Source organism: Sphingobium sp. TomTYG73 (assembly GCF_055394245.1).
Map to the genome: position 1 here is coordinate 914,188 of NZ_AP027340.1, position 24,373 is coordinate 938,560.

A 24,373-nucleotide genomic window follows, 5' to 3' on the forward strand; every position below is an offset into this window, starting at 1 on the left:
ATAGAAGCGTATATAAGACGAATGTCATTTAATTTCTGGAGAGGTCATGACTGAGGAGTTCGACTTCATCATTGTGGGCGCGGGCAGCGCCGGTTGCGTGCTTGCCAACAAGCTGTCGGAAAATCCATCGAATCGGGTGCTGCTTCTGGAGGCCGGTGGCGAGAACAAGCACATGTTCGTTCGCATGCCAAAGGGTGTGGCGAAGCTGGTCGGCGACCCGACATTCGCACAATATTTCCCTGTCCAGCAGCCGCGTGAAGAAGGACTGGATGCGAGCGAGATCTGGCTGCGGGGCAGAGGCCTCGGCGGATCTTCCGCCATCAATGGCATGATCTATATCCGGGGCCAGCCTGAAGATTACGAGCAGTGGGAAGAGCGCGGCGCGAAGGGATGGGGTTGGAACACCATGCTGCGGTCCTTCAACGCCATTGAAGATCATGAGCTTGGCGCATCCAACGAGCATGGCGTCGGTGGTCCTGTGCATGTCTCGACCTCCAAGTTCCATTATCCGCTTGCAGATCGGATGATCGAGGCGGGCAAGCAAATGGGCTTGCCACGCAACGACGATTTCAACGCCGGGAGCCGGGAAGGCGTCGGCTATTATCATTATAATATCAAGAACGGGCGCAGGCAGAGCGCGGCGGTCGCTTTTCTGGACCCAATACGCCATCGGCCCAATCTGGTGATCCGGACGGGCGTACAGGTTGACCGCATCATCATCGAACAGCGCAGGGCGAAGGGCGTCATGTGCAGGATCGGCGGGCGCAAGACGGAGTTCCGGTGCCGGGGCGAAGTCATCGTGTCGGCAGGCGCGATCGCATCCCCCAAGCTGCTCCAGCTTTCGGGGATCGGACCAGCCGAGGATTTGAAAGCCGCAGGCGTCGATGTCATCGTGGACAGCCCGGACCTAGGCCGACGGATGCAGGAGCATCCCATCTACGGCATCAACTACGACTTGCAGGGCGAGAAGGGCCTGAACCATCGCTATCGCGGCTTGGGTCTGGCCCGTAGCCTGGCCGAATATTTCCTGTTCAAGGGCGGCCCGATGGCGACGGTCCCGCAGGAAGTCGGCATCTTTGCCCGCAGCCGTCCGAGCGTAGCCCGTCCGGACATTCAGTGCTTCGTTGGTGGCGTCACCCTGGCGCAGGGCGAGGCGGATGTTGCGGTTCCGACCAACGGGGTCAACAAGACACCCGGCATGATGATCGCCACCGCGATGCTGCGGGCCACCAGCGAGGGTTGTCTTACCATTACGTCGCCCAATGCCGACGATCCTTTGCGCATCCATCCCAACTGGCTGACGACGCAGGAGGATTGCGAGACGGCGGTTGCGATGGTGCGGTTCGTGCGCAAGTTGATGACCCAGCCCGCCATCGCGCCCTTCGTGACGCGCGAAATCGCGCCGGGACTGAACGGCAATGACAGCGACGACCAGATATTGACCGCCGTACGCCGTCATCTGAGCTGCGGCACCCATGCCGTGGCAACGTGCCGGATGGGCAGTGATGACGAATCCGTGGTCGATCCACGCACGCGCGTTCGCGGAGTGGACGGCCTGCGGGTGATCGACTGTTCGATCATGCCCAACCTGACCTCTGGCAATACCAACGCACCGGTAATGGCAATGGCCTGGCATGCGTCATCGCTGATCCTCGAAGACGCGCGCTGAAGGCGACGCAAGGCAGCCGCGCGCAAGACCCGCAAAGGGCGTGCGCGGCCAGCCATGGAATAGAATGCAGGAGAGATAATCGTGACGACCCAATGGGATGAGGAAACAGACGTTCTGGTGGTAGGCTCCGGCGCGGCCGGTTGCTCTGCGGCGCTGGCGGCCCGGACGGCTGGTGCCGAAGTGCTGCTGGTCGAACGCACGGACAAGCTGGGCGGCACGAGCGCGGTTTCAGGCGGCGTGCCGTGGATCCCCAACAACCATCATATGCAGGAGATCGGGCGCAGCGATTCCCGCGAACAGGCCCTCACCTATCTTCGCCGCATTTCGCTCGGCAAGATGGACGACGTCATGATCGAAACCTTTGTGGACACGGCGCCGCAGGTGCTGCTGTTCCTCGAAAAGGAGACCGATCTTCGCTTCCGCGCGCTCCAGATGCCGGACTATCATCCTGAATTTCCCGGCGGCAATATCGGCCGTTCGGTGACTGCGGGGATTTTCCCCGCTGGGCAGCTTGGCGAATTGCGTCCCGCGCTGCGGGCCAGCGCGCATTTCCCTATCCCCATTTCCATCGCCGATGTGGAGGACGGCATCAACGTGCTGGATTCCGAGATTATCGGCGGGCGCCTCAACGAAGATATGGTCGGCATGGGCGGCGCGTTGATGGCGGGCCTGCTTAAGGGGGCCATGGACCATGGCGTCCGGATCAGGCGCAATGTCCGCGTCCTGCGGCTTGTGCAGGAAGGCGACGTCGTGGTCGGCATAGAGGCGGACAATGACGGCGAGCCCCTGCGTATCGGCGCGAGGAAAGGGGTGATCCTGGCCTGCGGCGGGTATGAGTGGAACGAGGACATGACCCGGCAGTTCCTGCGCGGCCCGATGCACGGCCCGCACAGCCCGCCCTGGAACGAAGGCGACGGGCTGAAGATGGCGATCCAGGCAGGCGCGTCGCTCGGCAACATGTCGGAGGCATGGTGGCAGCCTTCAGTGACGATACCGGGCGAAGAATATGACGGGCGGCCGCTCGTTCGGCTGACCGGCATCGAACGCTGCGGTCCCGGATCGATCATCGTCAACCGGACAGGTCGCCGCTTCGTCAACGAAGCCTGCAACTACAATGACATCGGGCGCGTGTTCCAGGCCTTCGACCCTGTGAACTTCGACTATCCCAACCTGCCCGCCTGGCACATCGTCAGCCAGGATTATATGGATCGCTTCCCGTTCCTGACGCGCTATCCGGGCGATCCGGTCCCATCCTGGATGGTGAGCGCCGACACACTGGCCGAACTGGCGGGCAAGATCGAGGTCGATCCTGCCGGACTGGAGGCGGAGGTCGCGCGTTTCAACGCTAATGCCGGCAAAGGCGTCGATCCCGACTTCCATCGCGGTGAAAGCGTCTATGAACTGTATTGGGGCGATGCTCAGGCAGAGGGCGCCGCGAAGACGCTGGGGCCACTCGAACGCGGTCCCTATTATGCGGTCGAAACCAAGATCGGAACGATCGGGACGAAAGGCGGCCCACGCACCAACGAGCGGGCCGAGGTGATGAGCCTTTCGGGCGGCATCGTCCCCGGCCTTTATGCAGCGGGCAACGCCATGGCGAGCATCATGGGCATGGCATATCCGGGCGGCGGTGCCACGCTCGGCCCCGCGCTGACCTTTGGCCACATTGCTGGCCGTGAAGCCGCGCGCGGATCAAACCGCTTCTGAACACCCTATTGAGCGGAAGCGGCCCTCCCCCTTCCCGCGATGTTGACGAAGGAATTTCATCATGAATGATCCGAAAATTGTCGCGACCTATTACACGATCGCGGGCGATGCTTATCCCGGCGCGCCGGTCGCCAGCCCTTTTCCGTTGGAACGGCGCGCTGCGGCGGCCGTTGCCGCGGGCTATTACGGCATGGGCCTGTCAGGCGATGATCTGGCCGCGAATGTTGCCTTGCATGGCACGGCGGGCATTCGCCGCATCCTGGACGATGCCGGTGTCCAGTTTCTGGAAATTGAGTGCCTGACGGACTGGTTCGCGCAGGGCGAAGCGCGGGCCGCTTCTGACATGATGCGTCGCCTATGGCTGGATACCGCTGTCGAGATCGGGACCAAGCATATCAAGATCGTCGGGGACATCAGCGACAGTGGCGTGTCGATGGAGACCATGGCCACCGACTTCCGGCTGCTCTGCGATCAGGCTGCGGAGGTGGGCGCCCATGTATCGATCGAGGTCTTTCCCCTGGCGAATATCCGCGACCTCAAGTCGGGGCGGCAACTTATCGAAATGGCCGGGACCGATAATGGCGGCCTGTTGATCGACATCTGGCACATGACGCGTCCGGGCATACCCTATGAAGAGGTAGCTGCCCTTCCCGCCAGCTATATCAAGCATGTCGAGTTGGACGATGCGGCGGCTGAAGTCGTTGGCGGTCTTTTCGATGATTCGACCGACAATCGCCTGCTGCCGGGCGAAGGCAGCTTCGATGTGCCCGCATTTCTGCGAGCCATCGCGGCGACCGGCTATGACGGCTGCTACGGGATCGAGATATTGTCGCACGAATTCCGCGCGCTTGAGCCGGAGGAAGCGGCGAAGCGATCCTTCGACGCCGTCGCGCGGCAGTTCGCGCTGGCACGGGAAAATGCCTGATCGGCCGTGGCGGCGCCTTCAATCGGGCGCCGCTGCAAGGACCATATGACAGTTTCAGGAGGACAGGGTGTCCGAGCAGGATGGGATTGAAGAGACCGACGTCATCGTGATCGGCTCGGGCGCTGCGGGGCTAGCAGCTGCCCTAAGCGCGCGTCACGCGGGAGCAGATGTCGTCATTCTGGAACGCTCGGAAAAACTCGGCGGGACCACGGCGACGTCGGGGGGCGTGCCCTGGATTCCATGCAACCACCACATGCATGAAGTCGGGACCAGCGACAGCCGCGAGGCGGCGCTCACCTACATGCGCCGTCAGTCCTTGGGCCGCATGGATGACGAGATGATCGAAACCTATGTCGATCAGGGCGCAGACGTCATCAAATTCATCGAAGCACTGACGGACATTCGATTTAGGGCGCTCAAATGGCCCGATTATCATCCCGAGCTGCCCGGCGGGACATTCGGACGGTCCCTGTCGGCGGGGTTGTTTCCCGGTAACAGGTTGGGGGAATTGCGGCCGAGATTACGGAGCAGCCTGACCTTTCCCATTCCGGTGTCGAGCAACGACCTTGAGGACGGCGTCGATATCTTCGACCCTGCCATAATCGGGGACCGGCTGGAAAAGGGGCTGGTGGGCGTCGGCAACGCGCTTGTTGCGGGGCTAACCGCCAGCGTGGTTGAGAAAGGCGTGCGCATCCTGTTCGGCATGCGGGCGCAAAGCCTTATTATGCGTGAAGGCGCGGTCACGGGCGTTGCGGGCAGCAAGGACGGCGAACCTTTCGAGATGCGTGCGCGGCGTGGCGTCGTTATCGCCAGCGGTGGCTTTGAGTGGAATGCCGGTCTGGTGAAGGACCTGCTGCGCGGCCCGCATGAGGGGGCGGCCAGTCCGCCGGACAATGAGGGCGATGGCCTGTTGATGGCGGCGGAGGCCGGGGCTGCCCTGGCGAACACGGATGAGGCGTGGTGGATGCCGATCATGAAGATTCCGGGCGAGGAATATGACGGCAATCCCGCAATCCGTTTTGCCGTGACAGAGCTGACGAAGCCAGGGTCGATCATGGTGAACCGCCAGGGGCAGCGGTTCGTGAATGAAGCATGCAATTATAATGATCTTGGCCGCTCCTTTTTCCAGTTCGACGCTCAGACGTTCGACTATCCCAATCGGGAGGCGTGGATCATTTTCCATCAGGCCTATCTGGACAAATATCCTGTACTCACGCGTTATCCTGGCGATCCCTTGCCGAATTGGATGATACAGGCGGCGTCGCTGCGCGTCCTTGCCGAGCAGATCGGTGTGGACGCCGATGGCCTTGAACATACGGTCGAGCAGTTCAACAAATCAGCTCGTGAGGGCAGCGACCCCGCCTTTCACCGGGGCGAGAGCCAATATGATCGCTACCATGGGGATTGGTCGCTGGAAGGCGCGCTTCAAACGGTCGGGCCGCTGGATCAGGCGCCCCTTTACGCCTGCCGGGTCTATCCCGGCGTTCTGGGAACGAAGGGCGGCCCGAAAATCAGCGCAAGAGCGGAAGTGCAGAATTTGCGTGGAGGTAATATCCCCGGCCTTTATGCGGCTGGCAATGCCGCCGCGAGCATTACCGGCATGGCTTATCCCGGAGCGGGCGGAACGATCGGCCCGGCACTGGTCTTCGGCCATATCGCTGGCCGAGAGGCTGCGGTCAGGACGAACCGCAGATAGGCATCTCCAAAAATAGATACATATATTTATCGTTCGCATGTTTACTTACTTGACAGCCGTCGTTGATGGTGCTGGAATGCGCTACCTGATAGAGGTGCAGCAATTAGCACCCAATGCGAAGCGGCCGAAAATGGTACTACTTCATAACAAGGTCAGACAAAGAAAACACAATATTCGCCTTGTCACACTTTCGGTCGAATAACTTATAATTATAATATTTAGTCGAGGGGAAGATCAATGAAGAAGAAGGCATTTTCGATCGTTGGTTTATTATTGGCGAGCGTGGCCCCTGCGCCCCTGCTTGCCCAGACGGATGCAGCCCCGCAAAGTGACGCCGCGTCGACTTCCTCGCCAGTCGGTCTCCAGGAGATCATCGTTACGGCTCAGCGCCGTAGCCAGAATTTGCAGGATGTCCCCGTCGCGGTAACGGCGTTTACGGGAGAAGCTCTGGAGACAAAAGGCATTTTCCGCGTGTCGGACCTTCAACAGGCCGACTCTTCACTGTTCGTCTCACAGATGTCCGGCGTTGTTGTGCCATTCCTGCGCGGCGTCGGAAATCCCGGTGCATCGACACCGGGTAATGAGGCAAGTGTTCCTGTCTATATCGACGATGTCTATTATTCACGTCTTGCGAGCGCCTATCTTGAACTGGCGAACATCGAGCGCGTTGAAGTTCTAAAAGGCCCGCAAGGCACGTTGTTCGGCCGCAATTCAACTGGCGGCCTGATGCAGGTATTCACGCGCGATCCCGGCGACACCACCGATCTTTCGGCAACGCTGGGCTATGCCAATTACGATACGATCAGCGGCAAGCTGTATGCGGCGACGCCGCTGGGTGAAGGCGTCGCCGCGGGAATCTCCTTCAGCGGTTTGAACCAGGGCGATGGATGGGGCAAAAACCTGTTCACCGGCAAGGATACGTACCGCCGCAAATTCTATAATATCCGATCGAAGGTCGTGTTTGAACCGAGCGACACGACAAAGATCCGCCTGAGCGGCTTTTATACCTATCAGCGGCAGAATCAGGGCAATTCGGTCCGTATCTATCCGGGAACGACCCGTGGCTATCCGCTGGGCTCACCACTTGAGGGCACCCAATATTTCGATCCGCCGGGCTTTTACGATATCAACGAGAATACCGAGATTTTCCATCGTCTGCGCGGTTGGGGTGGTGCGCTCAAAATCGACCAGGAACTGGGCTTTGCGGATTTCACCAGCATCACTTCCTACCGGAAAGCCAAGGAATTACTGAATTATGAGGGCGATCATACCGAATTGAACTGGCTGGCATTTCCGATCAAGATCGGAGACCGGCAGATTACCCAGGAACTTCAGTTGAAGTCTTTGCCTTCATCGAAGATCAGCTGGATATTGGGCCTTTTCTACATGAATTCGCGCACCGACGTGAATATCGCTCTCAATGGTGACGCCCTCACTCTGAACGGTCTTGCCAGCCAGAATATTGGTAGCCAGCAAAGGATCGAGTCTCTGGCTCCCTTCGCACAAGCGACCTTCCCCGTCGTGGATGACAAGACGAATGTCACGCTTGGCCTGCGCTACACGAAAGATCGCGTGGAAGGGAACGGCCGTGTTTCGCTGACACCGCTAGTTGGGGCCGACATTCCAGCTGGAAGCTATCATCAGGTCGCCAACTTCGACAAATGGACCTACAAAGTTTCAGTCGATCACAAATTTACCGACGATATCATGGCGTATGCGACATGGAGTCGCGGCTACAAGTCGGGTACGTTCAATACTATTCCGCTGGCCGCCCCGCCGACCAATCCGGAAACGGTGACGTCCTACGAGGCGGGTTTGAAGATGACCCTGTTCGATCGCAGGGTGCGCGCTAACTTTGCCGCGTTCCGCAACGACATCAAGGACCCGCAGGTCCAGCTCGTCCAGCTTGTGGACACGCCAGCTGGGCCGACACCCTTCGTCGCCTTTGCCAATGCGGACAAGGCGCGGACAAAAGGTTTCGAATTCGACACGACATTCCTGGTGACCGAGCGGTTGAGGCTCGACCTGGCGGGGCAGTATCTCTGGGCGAAATTCCTCAGCTTTGACAGTGCGCCGATCAACGTTCCCATCTTCGCCCCGCCTTGGGGCGTCGCCCTGGCGGTGGGCGATGTGGGTGGGAACAGGCTTTCCCAGACCCCGAAATGGAAAATCAACGCTGGCTTCAACTATGATCTGCCAACCTCTGTCGGTCAGTTCAGCTTTGCCGGTCAGATGTCATACCGTTCCAACCTGAAGTGGGACCCCGACAACATTTTAACCGAACCGAAGCTGACCCTGTTCAACGGCAGCATCTCGTTCAAGCCGGAATTCAATGACAAGCTGACCTTCCGCTTGTGGGGCGCGAACCTCACCAACGAGAAATATTTCGACAACGAAATTCCGCAGACCGATACGCCCGCCGGTGATCTGGGCGGCGTTGGTGATCCGCGGACGTACGGGGTCGAAGTCCGCTTCGATCTCTGATCACGGGCGCCTGCATGGTTGCTGAAAAATAAAAGGATGACCCGCGCCAGGTTAAACTGGCGCGGGTCATGAACATAGCCGGTATCGCCATATTTATGGTCGACAGGGCGCCTTTGCGCCCTTTTCCCGCTTTTTGGAGGCGATTATGCTCCTGCACGAAGATTACCCACACACAGTTCCAGCCCGAGCCTGGTTGCGTTGGAAGGAAAATTACTTCTGGGTCTTCATGGACCCCGATCGCGACCTATGCTGCCTTGCGCATAGTACGGCAGAGCCGACCTTTGACCGGGCTTTTGCCTCCTTTACCGTGCTGCATAAGGATGTGAAGGTTAGCCATAGCGGCGAGGTTCCCCTGCCCCAGCCGTTCGAACATCAGAAGCTGCTGCGCTACGGCAATCAGACGGTGCATTTCCTGAAGCCGCAGGAAGAGTTTCTTGTTGAATATGAGGACGAGAATGTTGCGGCATCACTGCGGTTTACCCGGCGCATGCATTTGTTCGACTTCCTCGCCTGCGCGGACGTCAATCCTGACCAGTTCTCCATTTCGGAGAATACCGCGCTCGATAAATCCGGCTTTCGCCATCAGGGTCAGTGCATGAATGCCACCGGCAAGGTGACGTTCAAGACAGGTGAGCTTGCGGGCGTGTCTGTTGACGTGGATGGGTCGGGCTATCGCGACCACAGCTGGGGCATGCGCAATGACCAGATAGTGATGGATCACAACTGGTCATTCTTCAATTTCCCTTCCATGGGCTTCCACCTTTTCACGGTGCGTAACATCGTTCGTCCTGAGAATATGACGGCGGAAGGCTATATCGCGCGGCCGGAGGGGAATGAGGTCATCAAGACGCTGAGGATCGAGAATGTCGGCGAAGGGCCGGAAGGGATGCCCGACAAGGTCATATTCCACACCATGACGCTTGGCGGCGAGACATTCACCCTGACCGCTGATGTCGGCAACGCCTTCGCCCGCCTGCCGCTGCATTCGCAGAAGCCCGGTGCCAAGGTCTATTATAATGTCGAAAATATGTGCCGGGTGAGGTGTGAAGAGACCGGCGAGGAAGGTCTGGCCAATGTCGAGATCGGCACATTGAAGGACGTATGAAGCGCTGACACGCCCTCCGGCTGGAAATATATGCCGGATGGCGCGTCCCTCTAAGCCTCCCGAATATGAGCGCCGGGGATCGTCCGTTCGTAGCAGCCGTAACCTTTCACCTTCCCGTTGAGGAGGAGGCTGACGGACTGCTCGTCAACCACGCGCGTTGGACCCGGATCGGTAGGATAGACGCCGACATATGTGTCGTTGGGCGAGGCGAGCGACAGGTAGGAGCTGCCGTGGAATGCGGCCGTGTCGATGACCAGCGTGCCGTTCTCATAACTCAGCACCGTCCGGATCAGCTTTTGGTCGTCATCCACATGGTTGCATCGTTCGATCTGTTCGATCTTCGCTTCGAAGCTCCTGCCGTCCTCGTAGATGACTGCCTCTGAAAACACGACCTGCTCACCCTGATCGATCTCTGCATCGAACAGCAGGAAGGACAAGCCGTTTTCAAAATAGCCCTGAAACCACTGATGGCTGTGCAGATTGCGGTTGTCGCGCCCGCCAAGGCTGTGATCCCGGTTGGCCATCGCGTTGAAGGTGAACTGCTCGCTGCCAACGCGGATCGATCCGGAAAGAAGACCGGGCTGTTCGATATGGCCAGCGGGGAGAAATTCCTGCAACGCGCCCACCTTGTGGAGATCCCAGATGTCGGCCGTCGATGTGAAGGTCAGGTCGAACGAAGCAGGCGTGCGTCGTCCGTCTCCCACCAGCCCGTCGAGCATCTGGGCGGCGGGAACGCGCATCACGCCACCGTTGAAGCGGTAAGTCAGCTTGCGCCCAGGCTCCACGATCCGCACCGCCAGATGAGGGCCGCCCGGCCCGTCCTCAGCGGCATGGGCATTGCCGATGGCTCGATGGGCAATCACCGTGTTGTCGGGCAAGCGGATGATGACGACCTCACGAAACAGGGTGAGGTCATGATGCCAACGGCCGATGTGGAACCAGAGGCCCACGCCCGATTGCGGATCGAACCCGGCGAGGCAGAAATTCTCGCTCCAATTGTCGATAACGGGAAAGGCGCCCTCCCAGGGCGTTTCCTTCAGCGGGATGTGCATGATCTTCTCCAACGCAGGGGGAGCGCCCACGCCTTTAGCGGACGGAGGGAAACACCGGCGCGCGCTTTTCGAGAAAGGCTGTCACGCCCTCTTCGAAATCAGCGTCGCCGACGCAGGCGACGATGCCGTCTGTTTCTGCATCAAGGACCTGCGCAAGGCTGCGCGCGGCCGCTTCATTGACCAGCTTTTTCGCGGCCACGACGGCGCGCTGCGGCGCCTGCGCGAGGCGGCGGGCGATCTTCATCGCTTCCCCTTCCAGCGCTTCTGCTTCAACGATCTTGTGGAGCATGCCCAAGCGGTGCGCTTCAGCGGCATCGACCTTTGCCCCCGTCAGCAGCAGCATGCGGGCCATGCGCGTTCCCACCACCTGCGGAAGCACCGCTGTCACGCCGCCATCGGGACTGAGTCCCACACGCTGGTGGGCGAAGACGAAAGTCGCGCTTTCGTCGCCAATCGCATAGTCGGCGATCAGGGGGTAGAACAGTCCCGCGCCCGCGACCGCTCCCCGTACCGATGCAAGGATTGGCCGATCGAACGCGACGACGGCCTCCACCAAGTGTCGGGCCAAGGGCAGGCGGCGAGCGAAATCCGCTTGCCGCACCGCCACCTCCTGCTTGATCGAGTCCGCAAAGCTCGCGACGTCGCCGCCTGCCGAAAAAACCTTGCCCTCGCCCCGGACCAGGATGCACCGCACGGTTCGATCCGCCTGTGCCGCGCGGAAAAGTTCGGTCAGCAGCGGCACCATCGCCTTGGGGATGGCGTTGCCTTGTTGCGGCCGGTTGAATGACAGACGCAGGACGCCATCTTCCAAATCGACCAGATAGCTTTCGTCCGGCGCCGACTGAAGCATGCCCGATATTCCTTCCCTGCTGATCAGGCCAGCGCTTTGCGAACGGCAGCCTGGATCGTATCGGCGCTGGGCGCGAACGCCTGCTCCAGCGGTTTGGAAAATGGCACGGCGCAATAGGCTGCCCCCACCCGCTGGACTGGCCCTTTGAGCGTGCCCCACAGTTCCTCAGAGATGACCGATGCGATTTCGGCGCCGATGCCAAACTGCTTCACCGCCTCATGCACGACAACCGCGCGGCCGGTCTTGCGCACGGAGGCAAGCACGGTTTCGCGATCCCAGGGCGAGATGGTGCGCAGGTCGATGACCTCGACCGAAACGCCCTCCGCTGCCAGTGCGTCGGCCACGGCCAGGCTGAGCGTCACCATAAGAGAATGCGCGATGATCGTCACATTGGCGCCTTCGCGAGCGATGCGCGCCTTGCCGATCGGCACCACTTGCTTGGTCACCGGTGCGGGGGTCCAATAGCTTGGCATATTTTCGATGAAGAGTACCGGATCGGGGTCGTCGATCGCCGCCCGCATCAGGCCATAGGCATCGTCAGGGGTCGAGGGGGCGACCACCTTTATGCCTGCCGTATGGGCGAACCATGCCTCAAGATAGTCACTATGCTGACCGCCGGTGGAGAAGCCCGAGCCCGTCATGGTGCGGATGACCATCGGCACGCCGGTCTGGCCGCCCGACATGAAGCGCAGCTTGGCGGCATGGTTGAAGATCATGTCCATCGGGACGGCGATGAAGTTCATCAGCATGATCTCGGCCACCGGCTTGTACCCGCCCACGGCCGCGCCGATCGCGGCGCCGATAATCGCCTGTTCGGATATGGGGGTGGATTTGACGCGCTCTTCGCCGAAGCGGGTGGACAGACCCTTGGTCACGCCCATGACGCCGCCATCCTGCGGATCGGCGACATCCTCGCCAAGGACGATCACCTTGGAATCGGCCTCCATGGCATCGTGAAGGGCCAGATTGATGGCCTCGACCATCGTCATCTTCTTGGGTTCGGTGTCCTGCGACGCGGGTGAAGCCTGCGCGGCGGATGCAGTGATTGTGTCGGTCATTGCCATTACCTCAAGCGATTTCTTCAGCGAACACGTCACGCTTCAGTTCGGCGACGTCGGGGAAGTCTGCCGCCATGGCGGCTTCGATCGCGGCCACGATCCGGCTGTCCGCGTCCTTTTCGATCTCAGCCAGGTCCGCTTCCGTGGCGATGCCTTCCGACAGCAGCCGGGCGCGCAGGACTGGCATCGGGTCCTTGGTCTGCGCCTCGGCATAGATGGCCTTGTCCATATAATGGCCCGCCTCCCCGAGGATATGACCATTGAAGCGGAAGGTCATGGCCTCGATCAGCGTCGGCCCCTCCCCTGCCCGGGCGCGTTCGATCGCCACCTTGGCGGCGCCGAACATTTCATCCGGGTCGTTCCCGTCCACGGTCACACCGGGCATGCCGTAGGCCGCAGCCCGATCCGAAATACGATCAATCGCGCGCGAATATTCGGGAGCCGTATGCTCGGCATAATGGTTGTTCTGGCACAGGAAAATGACAGGCAGCTTCCACACGGCGGCCATGTTCATCGATTCATGGAAAGCGCCGATGTTGGTCGCCCCATCGCCAAAGTTCGCAACGGATACCCGGTTCCGGCCGTCGAGCTTCGCTGCCCAGCCAAGGCCGGTGGCGATCGGCATGGACGATCCCACGATGCCGGTCGTCACCATCATGCCCTTTCCAGGGCAGGTCAGGTGCATCGGCCCACCCTTGCCCTTGCACGTGCCGGTTACCTTGCCTGCAAGTTCCGCCCATAGCTCATCCAGAGGAAAACCCTTGGCCAGCATGTCGTGGATGCCGCGATAGATGGTGCAGATATAATCATCATCATCCAGGCTGACGGAGATTGCCGAGGGGATGATTTCCTGCCCGCGCGGGCTGTAATAGGGCATCACCAGCTTGCCCGCCATCATCTGCTTGATGACATGTTCGTCATTCTGCTTGATGAGTGTTGCCTTGCGATAGATTTCCAGGAGCGTTGCCGCGTCTGGTTTTGGCCAATTGGACATGTCATCCACTCCAGCTGATTTTCTTAATAGGACTTCGGCAGATCCAGGACTTTTTCCGCGATGAAGCTCAGGATCAGTTGCTCGGTGATCGGCGCGATCCGCATCAGGATTGACTCGCGGAACAGCCTTTCCACCTGATATTCGGTCGAATAGCCCATGCCGCCATGCGTCATGACGGCGCGAGTGCAAGCGTCAAAGGCAGCGCGGCCGCCCAGGAACTTGCCCGCATTGGCCTCCGCGCCGCAGGATTTACCCGTGTCATACAGGTGCGCCGCCCGCATGATCATCCAGTAGGCGGATTCCAGATAGGTCCAGTTTTCCGCCAGCGGATGCTGGATGCCCTGATTCTGGCCGATATAGCGGCCGAACACCTTGCGCTCGCCGGCATATTTGGCCGCTCGCGCCAATGCTCCCCGGCCCAGCCCGACCGCTTCGATGCCAACGAGTATGCGTTCGGGATTGAGGCTGTGCAGGATGTAATGGAACCCCTTGCCCTCTTCACCGATCCTGTCCTCATCCGGCACGAAATAATCATCGATGAAGGTGGCGTTGGAATCCACCGCGTTCCGGCCCATCTTGGGGATACGGCGCACCTCAATCTGACTCTTGTCGAGGTCGGTGTAGAACAGCGTCATGCCGTCGGTCGGCTTCTTGCATTGTTCCTTGGGCGTCGTGCGGGTCAGCAGCAGGATTTTGTTCGCGACCTGCCCGGACGATGTCCAGATTTTGCGGCCAGTGACGCGATATCCGCCAGGCGCCTTCGTCGCGAAGGTCTTGATACTTGTCGTGTCGAGCCCGGCGTCCGGCTCCGTCACGCCGAAGCAGGCGCGATCCGTGCCCGCGATCAGCGGTTCGAGCATCCGCTTCTTCTGCTCGGCCGTGCCGTGAACCACCACGGCATGGGGGCCGAAGATGTTGAGGTGGATCGTGCTCGCCGCCGAATAGCCGCCTGCGCTGGCCGACACTTCGTGCATCATGATGGCGGCTTCGGTTACGCCCAGATTGGCGCCGCCAAATTCCTCCGGCATGGTGATGCCCAACCATCCGGTATCAGCCATCGCCTTGTGGAATTCGGATGGGAAGGTCTTTTCATCTTCGCAGCGGGACCAATAATCGTCGCCGAACTGGTCGCACACCTTCCGCACACTGTCACGGATGGCTTCCTGTTCTTCTGATAAGCTTATATCCACTGCACTGCTCTCTTTGCGCGGGGCTTGCCGATTCAAGCGCGCCCAAACATTGGTACGCGATATTACTATATGCTCCACTCCCTATGTCAAGCGCGCTGAGGGGTAGCGCGGAAAAGGATGGATTTTGACCTCCTGCAATGCGTCTGTTGATTAATATGTCATCGTACCATATGCATGCGGTCTAAAGAGGAAGCCGATGACAAACGCACGTCATATTTGGGCCGTGGCCGAAGCCTTGCAGCGAGAGGTGCGCCCCTTCGTCACCGACAGCGATGCACGCGCCACGCTGGACAATGGCATACGAGTCCTGACCGCTACGGCCAATGGATTGGAAATGGGGCCATCTGCCTTCATGGACTCGCCCAGTCCGGTGCAGCTCGTTGACACAGACCGATTAGGAGGCCCCGCTGAAAACGCCGCCGCCTATCGAACGACAGGCGCGGTCATCACAGACGTGGCCGAATGTCTGGACCGGGGCGATCAACTTACCGCTTTCAGGGACGCGATAGCCGGTGAGCGCGGACTTCTGGAGTCAGCCGTCGCGCGCATGGACGATGTCGAGCGTGCGCCACCCCGGCAGATGGGAGCGGATAAGGACTCCATCGATCCCAAAAGATTGGAAGCCTATCTCCGAAAGCTAACCGGGCGCGAAGGATTGCGCGTCGATTCGTTCAAACTGGTCGTCGGCGGCAGGTCGCGCCAGACGGCGCTCCTTGGCCTAACAGATATGGGTGATCTGCCTGCCCGGCTGGTCATCCAGCGCGGCATCCCCAATCTTGCCACCAATGACAGCTTCCTGGACGAGCTGACACAGTTCAATTTGCTGGACCTGCTGCATAAGGCGGGCATGCGCGTGCCAGCCCCGGTTATGGTCGAAACGGACCCCGCGTGGCTCGATGCCCCCTTCATGCTGGTCGAGCATGCCCCGGGCACGACAGCGCAACCGGAATATTGGCTGCCAGTCGCTGACCGCAATGTCGTGCTGGATCTGGCCAGGCAGATGGCGATCCTGCACAAGCAGCCGGTCGAAGAGGTGGGACAGGGCCTGCGCCCTTCGCGCAGTTCATTCGACACTGAAAGCTGGCAGGCGGAACTGGCAGAGATGGCGAGCGAATGGCACGCCCTTGCCCGCTGGCCTTCCATTACCATGTCGGCCGCCATTTCCTGGCTGCGCGCCAATGTCGACTGTCTGGATGACCGGCGATCGATCGTCCACAATGACATGATTTTTCATAATGTTCTGGCCGAGAACGGCAACATCACCGCGGTTCTTGACTGGGAGCAGGCGGCGATCGGTCATCCGGGTGAGGACCTCGGCTATTGTTACCCGGTCGTGATCGCAGCGACTGACTGGGAAAGTTTCATGGATGCCTATCGCGCTGCGGGCGGCCTGGACATTCCGCAGAGGCAGATTGATTATTTCGCTCTACGTGCCGGATTACGGCTCATGAATCTGGTGCTCAAGGGCGGACGCGATACCTTTGAGAAAGGTCTGAGCGACGACATATTGGTTGCAAGCGCAGGGGCACATTTCACGCAACGGTTGATGCACCGCATCGCCCTGGTGCTGCGTTCCGTGCTGAAGCGTTCGTGATGCGCCTCGTAGAACCGTTCGCGCTTCACGTTCCGCAGGAGCAGCTTGACGATCTGGGCCAGCGGCTGGAGCGGATGCGCTGGCCGGACGAGGAGCCTGTATCAGGCTGGGAACAGGGCGTGCCATCAGCCCGGCTGCGGGCCTTGGCCGACCATTGGCGGACAAATTACGATTGGCGGAAATGCGAGGCGCTGCTTAACGGCCTTGGCCAGTTCCGCACGCGCATCGACGGGCTGGACATCCATTTCCTCCACATCCGTTCGGCCGAGCCGGACGCGATGCCGCTCCTGCTGACACATGGCTGGCCTGGTTCAGTGCTGGAGTTCCGCAACGTCATCGGCCCGCTGACCGATCCGCTTTCCCATGGCGGGAAGGCTTCAGACGCATTCCACCTCATCATACCCTCTCTCCCCGGTTATGGGTTTTCCGAAAAGCCTCCCGTCAGTGGTTGGGGAGTGGAACGGATCGCCAAAGCGTGGGCCGAGTTGATGCGGCGGTTAGGGTATGAGCGTTATGTGGCGCAGGGCGGCGACTGGGGTTCGTTGGTGACGATGTGCCTCGCGGTCGATGAACCTGCGGAGCTGGCGGCTGTGCACTTCAACATGCTCTCAATCGTTCCACCCGATCTGGGGGACTCTCTCGATCCTGAAGCGCAGACGGCGCTGGAGTCGATGCGGCAGTTTAATGACGTGGAATCCGCCTATGCCCGGCTTCAGGCGACCAAGCCGCAAACGATCGGCTTTGCGCTGGCGGACTCCCCGATCGGCCAGGCAGCGTGGATTTATGAAAAGCTGCAACGCTGGTCCGATTGCGACGGCGTACCCGAAAGCGTCTTTTCTCTGGACGAGATGCTGGACAACATCACCCTTTATTGGCTGACCAACAGCGGCGCGTCGTCCGCGCGGCTTTATTGGGAAAGCATGAGCGGCTTCCGGCCCAGAAATGTCCGGGTGCCGCTGGGTTACAGCCACTTTCCGCGGGAGATCATCTGGCCTGCCCGCGCATGGGCGGACCGTTACTTTGAAAACATCATTCACTGGAACAATGTCGATAAGGGCGGCCACTTCGCCGCCTGGGAACAACCCGACATCTTCGTGCGCGAACTCCGCGACTGCTTCCGGGCGCTCCGCGGCTGACAGCATGTGCGGCGAAGTGCGATCCAATCACTGATATTGAGGGCATATAATGGCGTCTGAGAACATACTCCCCCTGACGGGCATCAGGGGAATCATCGCGCAGAAGATGAGTGAAAGTCTGCAAAAGACCGCCCAGCTCAGCTTCTTCTGCGACATTGACGCATCCGCGCTTGTCGCTGCCCGCAATAGCTGGAAAGCGGCCGACACGAAATTGGGCTATGAAGATCTGATCATCGCCGCCCTAACATCCATCCTGCGCGATTTTCCCCTGTTCAATGCGGTGGAGACGGATCGTGGCGTGGAGCCGCAGGAGCAGATTCACGTCGGCTGCGCGATCGCGCTGCCCGGCGCGCTGGTCGCACCCGCCATTTTCGATGCAGGCAACCTTTCCCTGCCCGACATTGCGGAGCGACGCGCGGACCTGGTGGCGCGGGCAAGGGTGAACAAGCTCACCATCGCCGAGCTAACAGGAGCCACGGTGACGGTCACCAATCTGGGCCTCACCCGCGTCGAGCATTTCACGCCGATCCTCAGCTATCCTCAGCAAGCGATCATCGGCCTGGGCCGCATGACGGCCAAGCCGTGGGTAGCGGAAGATGGCCAGACCATAGTGGTGAGGCCGGTTATGGGCTTGTCACTGACCGTCGATCACCGGATCATTGATGGCGCCCCCGCAGGCGATTTCCTCACCCGTTTGGCCCAAGAACTGGAAAGCGGCGCTGCCTTCTCTCCTCCCACGATCTGACCCGCAGCTGACAAGAAAGGGGCCGCGTATCATCCGATGCACGGCCCCTTTGGCCTTACCATGCCATTTCTGGCGAAATAGCGTGGCTCAGCCCCCCTTTTTGCCTTCAAGATAGAGGTCGAGTTCAGCATAGAAATGCTGAATGCGGCGCTCCTGCTCGGAAAAGACGATGGTCCCGTTCAGTCCCTTTGATCGCATGCCGCGCTGCATCGTCACCATGTTGGCGATGTCCTGCTCGACCACTTCACCTGCCATGGGGTTTTCGTGGGTGGAACGACGGATCGGGGGGCGAACCTTGCCCGAAACATCGACGTCGTCCTCCACGCCCATATAGGCTGGCGGCCGCCGACCTTCCGCCAGCTTGGCAGACAAGACGAAGACGTCCTGATATCCGCGTTCCGGGTCGGTCGGATGAGGCCGGAACCGCTGGAGCAATATGCCTTCGGGATGCATGTTCATCGTCACGTTCGGGAACAGCGACGGGTTCCAGTCATCGGTCAGCTGATTGTCGGTATAGCCGGAATAATCGACGCCAAAGGGATTATTCTCGCTGCGCTTGGCCTGCTGCAATGCCCGGCGAACATGCCGCGCGTCGCCTTTAAGCGCGGACATCTTCACGCCCGCTTCCTGAAGAAAATAGGCGAGACCGACATTGACGAAGCGATTATCCGGCCAACGAGGACTGACAGAGCCTACCGAGAACAGATTGCGATTATGCCCGTTACGGTAGAAGTCGTACTGGACATAATGGTCATCAACATAAGGTTTGATCTGGGGATGCGTCGCGTGCGCGTGATAGGTCTCATTGAACGCCGAGTACATCGTCTTCCAGTTTGCGGGGATATCGACCGCCAAATGCTTGACGACGAACATCTCCTCAATCTTGTAGGAAGCCAGCATCGGCAGAAGATCGGCGTAATATTCCTCAAACGGCATCGGATTGGGATTCATGCTGACGAACACCAATCCGCCCCATTCCCTGACATGGACCGGGGTCAGGTCCAGGTTCTGGCACAGCGCCTCCTCGCGGAATGTCTCCCGGTCGGTCACGCGTACATTCTTACCGTTCAGGTTGAACCGCCAACTGTGCACGATGCAGGTAAAGGACGTGGCGCCGTGGCCGAAATCATCCTGTACCAGCTCATTCCCACGATGTTTGCATACATTGTAGAAGGCCGCCACGCCTTCCTTGTTGCGGACAATGATCATGGACTGCTTGCCGACGTCAAACCGGAACCAGTCGCCGACATTAGGGATATCGCTGGAAACCCCCGCCAGCAGCCAGACCTTGCTCCACAACCGCTCCTCCTCGGCCGCCATGACCGCCGGGTCGATGGACCTGCTGGTTTTGACGGTGCGATAATCAGCGATATTAGGGTGGAGGTCTTCCAGACGCCAAGGCGACTTCTTTTCAAAGTCGGCGGTGACTTCCCCCGGCTCCAGGATAAAGCTTTCCGGATCAGACAGCTGTTCTTTAATCGGACGGTCGTTGAACCGGATTTCCGCGTAGCGAGCATTTGCCGCCATTTACCTTACTCCTGAGTACCCCCGGATCAGAACTGGACACGCTTCGTAAAGCCGCCGTCGATGACCAGATTGGCCCCCGTAACGTAATCGGCCGCCGGGCTGGCGAGGAATACGATCGACTTCGCAACCTCCTGGGGTGATCCCAGACGTCCCATCGGAATCTGGGCAACGATGCCGTTATAGAGGTCCGGCATGAGCGCCTTGGCACCTTCCCAGTTCCCGCCCGGATAGCTGATCGGGCCAGGTGTCACCATGTTGACGCGCACGCCCTTCGCCGCCCAGACCTGCGACAGCTGTTTGCCGTAGGTGATCAGCGCCGCCTTGATGGCATTGAACGCCTGAGGCATCAGGAATGTCTCGATTGCGGCCGTGCTCGACATGAAGATGACCGAGCCAGCTTGCGACTTTTCAAGATATGGCTCGAGTGCTTCGCATGCATCGACCGCGCCCAGCATGTCGATACGATAGCTTTCATCCCAGTCCATGGCGCCTTGCGCGCCCGATGAGCTGATCGAATGGATGAATATGTCGCACCCGCCAAGTTCTTCGGCGAGGCCCGTCAGCATCGCCTTATACCCTTCGCGGTCCTCCAGCGTGAATTCCCGTGTGACGGCCTTGCCGCCCAACTCGCTGTTGAATTCCTCCAGCGCGTCTCCGTTGCGCGAGAAGAGGCCCAACTGCGCGCCTTCCGCAGCGAACAGTTCGGCGGCGGCGCGGCTGATCCCGCGGGTCGCGCCGCCCATGATGACCTTCAATCCTGACAAGCCCAGATCCATGAACCCTCTCCCATTTTTGGATAATGACTGGCAGGGCCGGACGACCGGCCTCCGCGCCCCATCATCATTACTATGCTAGCATACTATTTTCAATAGCCGACATTAGTCATTTTTCCAGTAAAGCTGCTCCATGTCTTCGCCAGCGTCGAAGCGTGCCTGAATCGCCTTCATGCTGGCCACGCTGTCCGGGTGCGCGAACAAGCCTTGGCTGATCAGCTGATCGTTCTCGATGCCCTGGCTCTGGTTGAGGTCTTCCGCTTCGCCCAGCATCTTCTTCATCCCGGCGACCGACTGCGGCGGGAGCGACGAGATATGCCGGGCGAGCGCAAGCGCCTCCTCGACTGCTTTGCCTTTCGGAACCACGCGATTGAGGCCGCCAAGCTCATATAGCCGTTGCGCGGTCAGGGGGCGCCCTGTCAGGACGACTTCGGCAGTGGCCGTCCGTCCTATCAGACGCATCAGGCGGGACGTTCCGCCGATCCCGGTGCCTGCGCCAATGGCTACTTCCGGCTGGCTGAAGCGCGCTTGCTCCTCGGCAACCCGCAGATCGCATCCCCAGCCCAACTCACAACCGCCGCCCGATGTGTCACCGTTGATCGCGGCAATCGTGACCGCAGGCCCACGGTTGAGAAGCTGGAGCGAGCGGAACCACCCGGCGGGATCGCCGGTGGCGGCCTTACCTTCGACCAGGTTCACGATGTCGCTCAGATAGGCATGTTCGAGCCAGTGCCCCTCCATGGATGACGCGAGCACGATGACGCGGGCCTTTTGCTCGATCGCCGCCTCCAATGCATCCGCAAGCAGGCTCACCGTGGCGCAGGTGGTAAGGCTTCCCGATACGCCGCCATCGCCCACCGTGATCAATGCGATGCCCTCAGCGGGCCATTGCGTGTCCACATTTCCCTTCACGTGCTTCTCTCCTGATTCTGGCAGATCGCGTTGGAGTATCGCTCAACGCTCCTTGACAACCGTCACTACAATATGGCGCATAAACATACAAATGTCATTTATTGATGCAGGCAGGGCCATGATGCAAGATGATGAGACAAGGCCACCGCCAAACGTCGGCATGATTCGCAACGGCATCCGGCACGGAACAAGGGGGGATGAGGGTGGCGAGAAGCAGTGACAAGATGAAGCGGGCTGAAAAGCCGGATAACGATGCGCAACAATGCTCATTCCCGATGTTCAAGAAGACATTGGCATATCAGGCGCAATTGCTGGCCCGTATCACGCAAGCGGATTATCTTGAGAGAATCAGGATGACGGGAATAGCGCCCGCGCAAGCCTATGTTCTTGGAGAATTATGGCTGGAAGAACCTCTCTCTCAGGTGGAATTGTCACGAAGACTCGAGATTGGCAAAGCCACAATCGGACAGACGCTTCAGAGGCTTGAGAAAGCCGGCATAATAGAGCGGCGGCGTGTCGCGGCCGATCGGCGACTGGTAATGGTCCACTTGACCGCAAAAGGGCAGACATTGCACCAGCCGTTGAAAATTGGGGCGGTTGAGCAGGACGAGCTGCTCGCGCGAAAGCTCGGGTCCGAACGAATCGCCATGCTGACGGACCTTCTGGAGGAATCAAACCGACTCCTGTCGGGCAGCTTGCCGGTCGACGCGGGCGGAACGAAAATATTGGAGTGAGGCAAATTCCGCGCCGTTCGCATATTTTTGCGGTCGATAGTATGCTAGCGTTCTAAGTTCTGCTATCTGTTGTTACAAGGTCGAGCGAACCCAAGCATCACTGGGAGAGGACATGAAGTTCGAGCATTATGAAACCCTCGCTTTCGAGCGTGAAGGACGGGTTCTGACCATAAGGATGAACCGCCCAGACGTGCTGAACGCCGTCAGTTCCGCTCTCCATGAGGAAATGGCCCGCGTCTTCTTCGACGCTGCGGACGACGCCGAGAGCGACATCATCGTCCTGACCGGATCAGGCAACGCCTTTTCCGCAGGCGGCGACCTGGAGTGGCTGGAAGACCAGGCCGCAGGCCGCCGTGAGCCTTTCGTCAATGATGCAAAGAGCATGCGGCGCATCGTCATGGGCCTGCTCGACTGCCCCAAGCCGGTGATCGCAAAGGTAAATGGCGACGCGATCGGATTCGGCGCGTCTATTGCCCTATTGTGCGACATCGTCATCGCCGCCGATCATGCCCGCTTCGCCGATCCCCACGTCAAGCTGGGGCTGGTCGCCGGTGACGGGGGCGCCCTGATCTGGCCGCAACTGATCGGTTTCGGCAAGGCGAAGCATTATCTGCTGACCGGCGAGGCAATCGGCGCGGTGGAAGCGGAAAGATGCAATCTGATCAGCTTCGTGGTTCCGGCGGCCGAACTGGACGGCTATGTCGCCAAATATGCGGAACGCCTCGCCCGCGGCGCGCAATCGGCGATACGCTACACCAAATCGGTCACCAACATCGCCCTGCGGCAATTGTTCAGTTCCGTGTTCGAAGCTGGCGTCGCTTATGAAGGACTGGCGACCTACACCGCCGATTTCGGCGAAGCGTTGCGCGCGGTTCGCGAGAAGCGGCATCCGTCCTTCACTGGCCGTTGATGGCGGCTCGAAGGATTGGGGCGCTTTCCATCTTGCGTTCCCCTGCATTACGTATGTATGCATATGGTATTGACACACACTATTTAGGGCTAGGTTGAGCCGATGGATCCCGCCTACAGTGAAGATGATAAGGCGTTCAGAGCTGAAATCCGTGCGTTTGTGGAAGCCAACCTTCCAGCGGAGCTCGCCCGGCGCGGCCGCCACGACTTTCATCCCCACCGCGAGGATCAGGCGGCATGGACGCGCATTCTCGCCGAGCGGGGATGGTCGATGCCGCACTGGCCCGCCGCCCATGGCGGTCCCGGCTGGAGCGCGGTTCAGCGGTTCATCTTCGAGGATGAGACGCGCCGCGCCTATGCGCCAACCGCAGACCGGATCGGTGCCGAACTGGTCGCGCCTGTCATCTACACCTTTGGTTCCGAAGAGCAGCGGCAGGCCTATCTTCCCGGCATAAGGCTGGGCGAGACATTCTGGGCGCAGGGATTTTCGGAACCGGGCGCGGGCTCCGATCTGTCATCGCTGCGCACGCGCGCGGTGAGGGATGGCGACCATTATATCGTCAACGGGCAAAAGACCTGGACCACCGAAGGGCATCATGCCGACATGATGTTCATGCTGGTGCGGTCCAACCCTGACGTCAAGCCGCAGGCTGGCATATCGTCGCTGGTCGTGGACCTGAAGACGCCCGGCATCACCCGCCGCCCGATCTGGACATTGGACGAGGGACTGACGGTCAACGAATTCTTCTTCGACGATGTGCGCGTGCCAGTGGAAAACCTCATCGGGGAGGAAGGGCAAGGCTGGACCCACGCCAAGTTCCTGCTGGGGAATGAGCGCACCAACAGCGCCGAAGTCCCGCACACCCGGCGTGACATCGCGCAGCTTCGCGAAATCGCTCGGATCGAGAGGAAGAACGGGCGTCCGTTGATCGAAGACCCGCTCTTTCGCGCGAAGCTGGCCCGGATAGAGATCGACACGAAGTCGCTGGAAATCGCGGTGCTGCGCGCACTGACCTCCGACAATCATGGCAGTGCGTCCGTCGCATCTTTGGTCAAGGTTCGCGGATCGGAACTGCGCCAGCGCGTGGCCGACCTCGCCGCCGAAGCATTGGGCGACCATGGCATAGCCGTCAGCACCGATGGCGACGCCGAATATCGCCTGTACGATCAGGATCATGGCGTCAGCCCCACGCCGGAACATGGCATCGGCGTTGCGGCCAAGGCGATGTTCCGCCGCGCAACCACCATCTATGGCGGGGCGAACGAAATTCAGCGCACCCTGATCGCCAAGACCGTCCTGGAGCTGTGACATC

The 24,373-nt window shown here is 60.0% G+C and carries 20 protein-coding genes; 12 read left to right on the forward strand and 8 right to left on the reverse strand.

Features of this window, described 5'->3' with window-relative positions:
* Window positions 1-46: 46 nt before the first annotated feature.
* The 6 genes from ACZ5TH_RS16915 to ACZ5TH_RS16940 all read left to right on the forward strand — a co-directional run bounded on the left by ACZ5TH_RS16915 (window position 47) and on the right by ACZ5TH_RS16940 (window position 9,586).
* Window positions 47-1,669, forward strand: a complete 1,623-nt coding sequence (locus tag ACZ5TH_RS16915; RefSeq protein WP_464795397.1) for a GMC family oxidoreductase — start codon at window positions 47-49, stop codon at window positions 1,667-1,669.
* A gap of 81 nt (window positions 1,670-1,750) precedes the next feature.
* A complete protein-coding gene (locus tag ACZ5TH_RS16920) occupies window positions 1,751-3,376 on the forward strand; it encodes an FAD-dependent oxidoreductase (RefSeq protein WP_464795398.1) in 1,626 nt (541 codons plus the stop codon).
* A 61-nt stretch (window positions 3,377-3,437) separates the two neighbouring features.
* On the forward strand, window positions 3,438-4,301 hold the full coding sequence (locus ACZ5TH_RS16925; RefSeq protein WP_464795399.1) for a sugar phosphate isomerase/epimerase family protein: 864 nt from the start codon (window positions 3,438-3,440) through the stop codon (window positions 4,299-4,301).
* 67 nt (window positions 4,302-4,368) lie between these two features.
* Window positions 4,369-5,997 carry an FAD-dependent oxidoreductase gene (locus tag ACZ5TH_RS16930; protein WP_464795400.1) on the forward strand — a complete coding sequence of 543 codons (1,629 nt, stop codon included), beginning with the start codon at window positions 4,369-4,371 and terminating at the stop codon, window positions 5,995-5,997.
* Between the two features lie 237 nt (window positions 5,998-6,234).
* Window positions 6,235-8,481 carry a TonB-dependent receptor gene (locus ACZ5TH_RS16935; RefSeq protein WP_464795401.1) on the forward strand — a complete coding sequence of 749 codons (2,247 nt, stop codon included), beginning with the start codon at window positions 6,235-6,237 and terminating at the stop codon, window positions 8,479-8,481.
* Window positions 8,482-8,626: 145 nt separating this feature from the next.
* Entirely contained in the window at window positions 8,627-9,586 is a 960-nt protein-coding gene (locus ACZ5TH_RS16940; RefSeq protein WP_464795402.1) for a hypothetical protein, read from the forward strand.
* Window positions 9,587-9,636: 50 nt separating this feature from the next.
* Here ACZ5TH_RS16940 and ACZ5TH_RS16945 read toward each other — a convergent pair whose 3' ends face one another.
* From ACZ5TH_RS16945 to ACZ5TH_RS16965, 5 genes are all read right to left on the reverse strand, one after another.
* Window positions 9,637-10,638: a hypothetical protein gene (locus ACZ5TH_RS16945; RefSeq protein WP_464795403.1), complete on the reverse strand. Its 1,002-nt coding sequence runs from the start codon at window positions 10,636-10,638 to the stop codon at window positions 9,637-9,639.
* Window positions 10,639-10,672: 34 nt separating this feature from the next.
* Window positions 10,673-11,488: an enoyl-CoA hydratase/isomerase family protein gene (locus ACZ5TH_RS16950; protein WP_464795404.1), complete on the reverse strand. Its 816-nt coding sequence runs from the start codon at window positions 11,486-11,488 to the stop codon at window positions 10,673-10,675.
* A gap of 23 nt (window positions 11,489-11,511) precedes the next feature.
* On the reverse strand, window positions 11,512-12,477 hold the full coding sequence (locus ACZ5TH_RS16955; RefSeq protein ID WP_464795757.1) for an alpha-ketoacid dehydrogenase subunit beta: 966 nt from the start codon (window positions 12,475-12,477) through the stop codon (window positions 11,512-11,514).
* Between the two features lie 79 nt (window positions 12,478-12,556).
* Window positions 12,557-13,540 carry a thiamine pyrophosphate-dependent dehydrogenase E1 component subunit alpha gene (locus ACZ5TH_RS16960; RefSeq protein ID WP_464795405.1) on the reverse strand — a complete coding sequence of 328 codons (984 nt, stop codon included), beginning with the start codon at window positions 13,538-13,540 and terminating at the stop codon, window positions 12,557-12,559.
* 23 nt (window positions 13,541-13,563) lie between these two features.
* Window positions 13,564-14,730, reverse strand: coding sequence for an acyl-CoA dehydrogenase family protein (locus ACZ5TH_RS16965; protein ID WP_464795406.1), 1,167 nt, complete (start codon window positions 14,728-14,730; stop codon window positions 13,564-13,566).
* A gap of 196 nt (window positions 14,731-14,926) precedes the next feature.
* Between ACZ5TH_RS16965 and ACZ5TH_RS16970 the strand changes: the two genes are divergently transcribed.
* The 3 genes from ACZ5TH_RS16970 to ACZ5TH_RS16980 are packed head-to-tail and all read left to right on the forward strand — an operon-like array spanning window position 14,927 to window position 18,205.
* Window positions 14,927-16,324, forward strand: coding sequence for a phosphotransferase family protein (locus ACZ5TH_RS16970; protein ID WP_464795407.1), 1,398 nt, complete (start codon window positions 14,927-14,929; stop codon window positions 16,322-16,324).
* Window positions 16,324-17,460 carry an epoxide hydrolase family protein gene (locus tag ACZ5TH_RS16975; RefSeq protein WP_464795408.1) on the forward strand — a complete coding sequence of 379 codons (1,137 nt, stop codon included), beginning with the start codon at window positions 16,324-16,326 and terminating at the stop codon, window positions 17,458-17,460. The genes ACZ5TH_RS16970 and ACZ5TH_RS16975 overlap by 1 nt, the downstream gene beginning before the upstream one ends.
* Window positions 17,461-17,509: 49 nt before the next feature.
* Window positions 17,510-18,205, forward strand: a complete 696-nt coding sequence (locus tag ACZ5TH_RS16980; protein WP_464795409.1) for a 2-oxo acid dehydrogenase subunit E2 — start codon at window positions 17,510-17,512, stop codon at window positions 18,203-18,205.
* 87 nt (window positions 18,206-18,292) lie between these two features.
* Here the strand turns inward: ACZ5TH_RS16980 and ACZ5TH_RS16985 are convergent, their stop codons facing one another.
* The 3 genes from ACZ5TH_RS16985 to ACZ5TH_RS16995 all read right to left on the reverse strand — a co-directional run bounded on the left by ACZ5TH_RS16985 (window position 18,293) and on the right by ACZ5TH_RS16995 (window position 21,417).
* Window positions 18,293-19,732, reverse strand: coding sequence for an aromatic ring-hydroxylating oxygenase subunit alpha (locus ACZ5TH_RS16985; protein ID WP_464795410.1), 1,440 nt, complete (start codon window positions 19,730-19,732; stop codon window positions 18,293-18,295).
* A 26-nt stretch (window positions 19,733-19,758) separates the two neighbouring features.
* Entirely contained in the window at window positions 19,759-20,508 is a 750-nt protein-coding gene (locus tag ACZ5TH_RS16990) for an SDR family NAD(P)-dependent oxidoreductase (protein ID WP_460988892.1), read from the reverse strand.
* Window positions 20,509-20,610: 102 nt separating this feature from the next.
* Window positions 20,611-21,417: an enoyl-CoA hydratase/isomerase family protein gene (locus tag ACZ5TH_RS16995; RefSeq protein ID WP_464795411.1), complete on the reverse strand. Its 807-nt coding sequence runs from the start codon at window positions 21,415-21,417 to the stop codon at window positions 20,611-20,613.
* A 224-nt stretch (window positions 21,418-21,641) separates the two neighbouring features.
* On the opposite strand from ACZ5TH_RS16995, the gene ACZ5TH_RS17000 reads away from it, so the two are divergent.
* The 3 genes from ACZ5TH_RS17000 to ACZ5TH_RS17010 all read left to right on the forward strand — a co-directional run bounded on the left by ACZ5TH_RS17000 (window position 21,642) and on the right by ACZ5TH_RS17010 (window position 24,369).
* On the forward strand, window positions 21,642-22,151 hold the full coding sequence (locus tag ACZ5TH_RS17000; RefSeq protein ID WP_464795412.1) for a MarR family winged helix-turn-helix transcriptional regulator: 510 nt from the start codon (window positions 21,642-21,644) through the stop codon (window positions 22,149-22,151).
* A gap of 112 nt (window positions 22,152-22,263) precedes the next feature.
* Complete coding sequence (locus tag ACZ5TH_RS17005) at window positions 22,264-23,061, forward strand: enoyl-CoA hydratase/isomerase family protein (protein WP_464795413.1); 798 nt, start codon at window positions 22,264-22,266, stop codon at window positions 23,059-23,061.
* 102 nt (window positions 23,062-23,163) lie between these two features.
* The gene (locus ACZ5TH_RS17010; RefSeq protein ID WP_464795414.1) at window positions 23,164-24,369 is read left to right on the forward strand and encodes an acyl-CoA dehydrogenase family protein; all 1,206 of its coding nucleotides are present in this window, start codon (window positions 23,164-23,166) and stop codon (window positions 24,367-24,369) included.
* Window positions 24,370-24,373 lie beyond the last annotated feature (4 nt).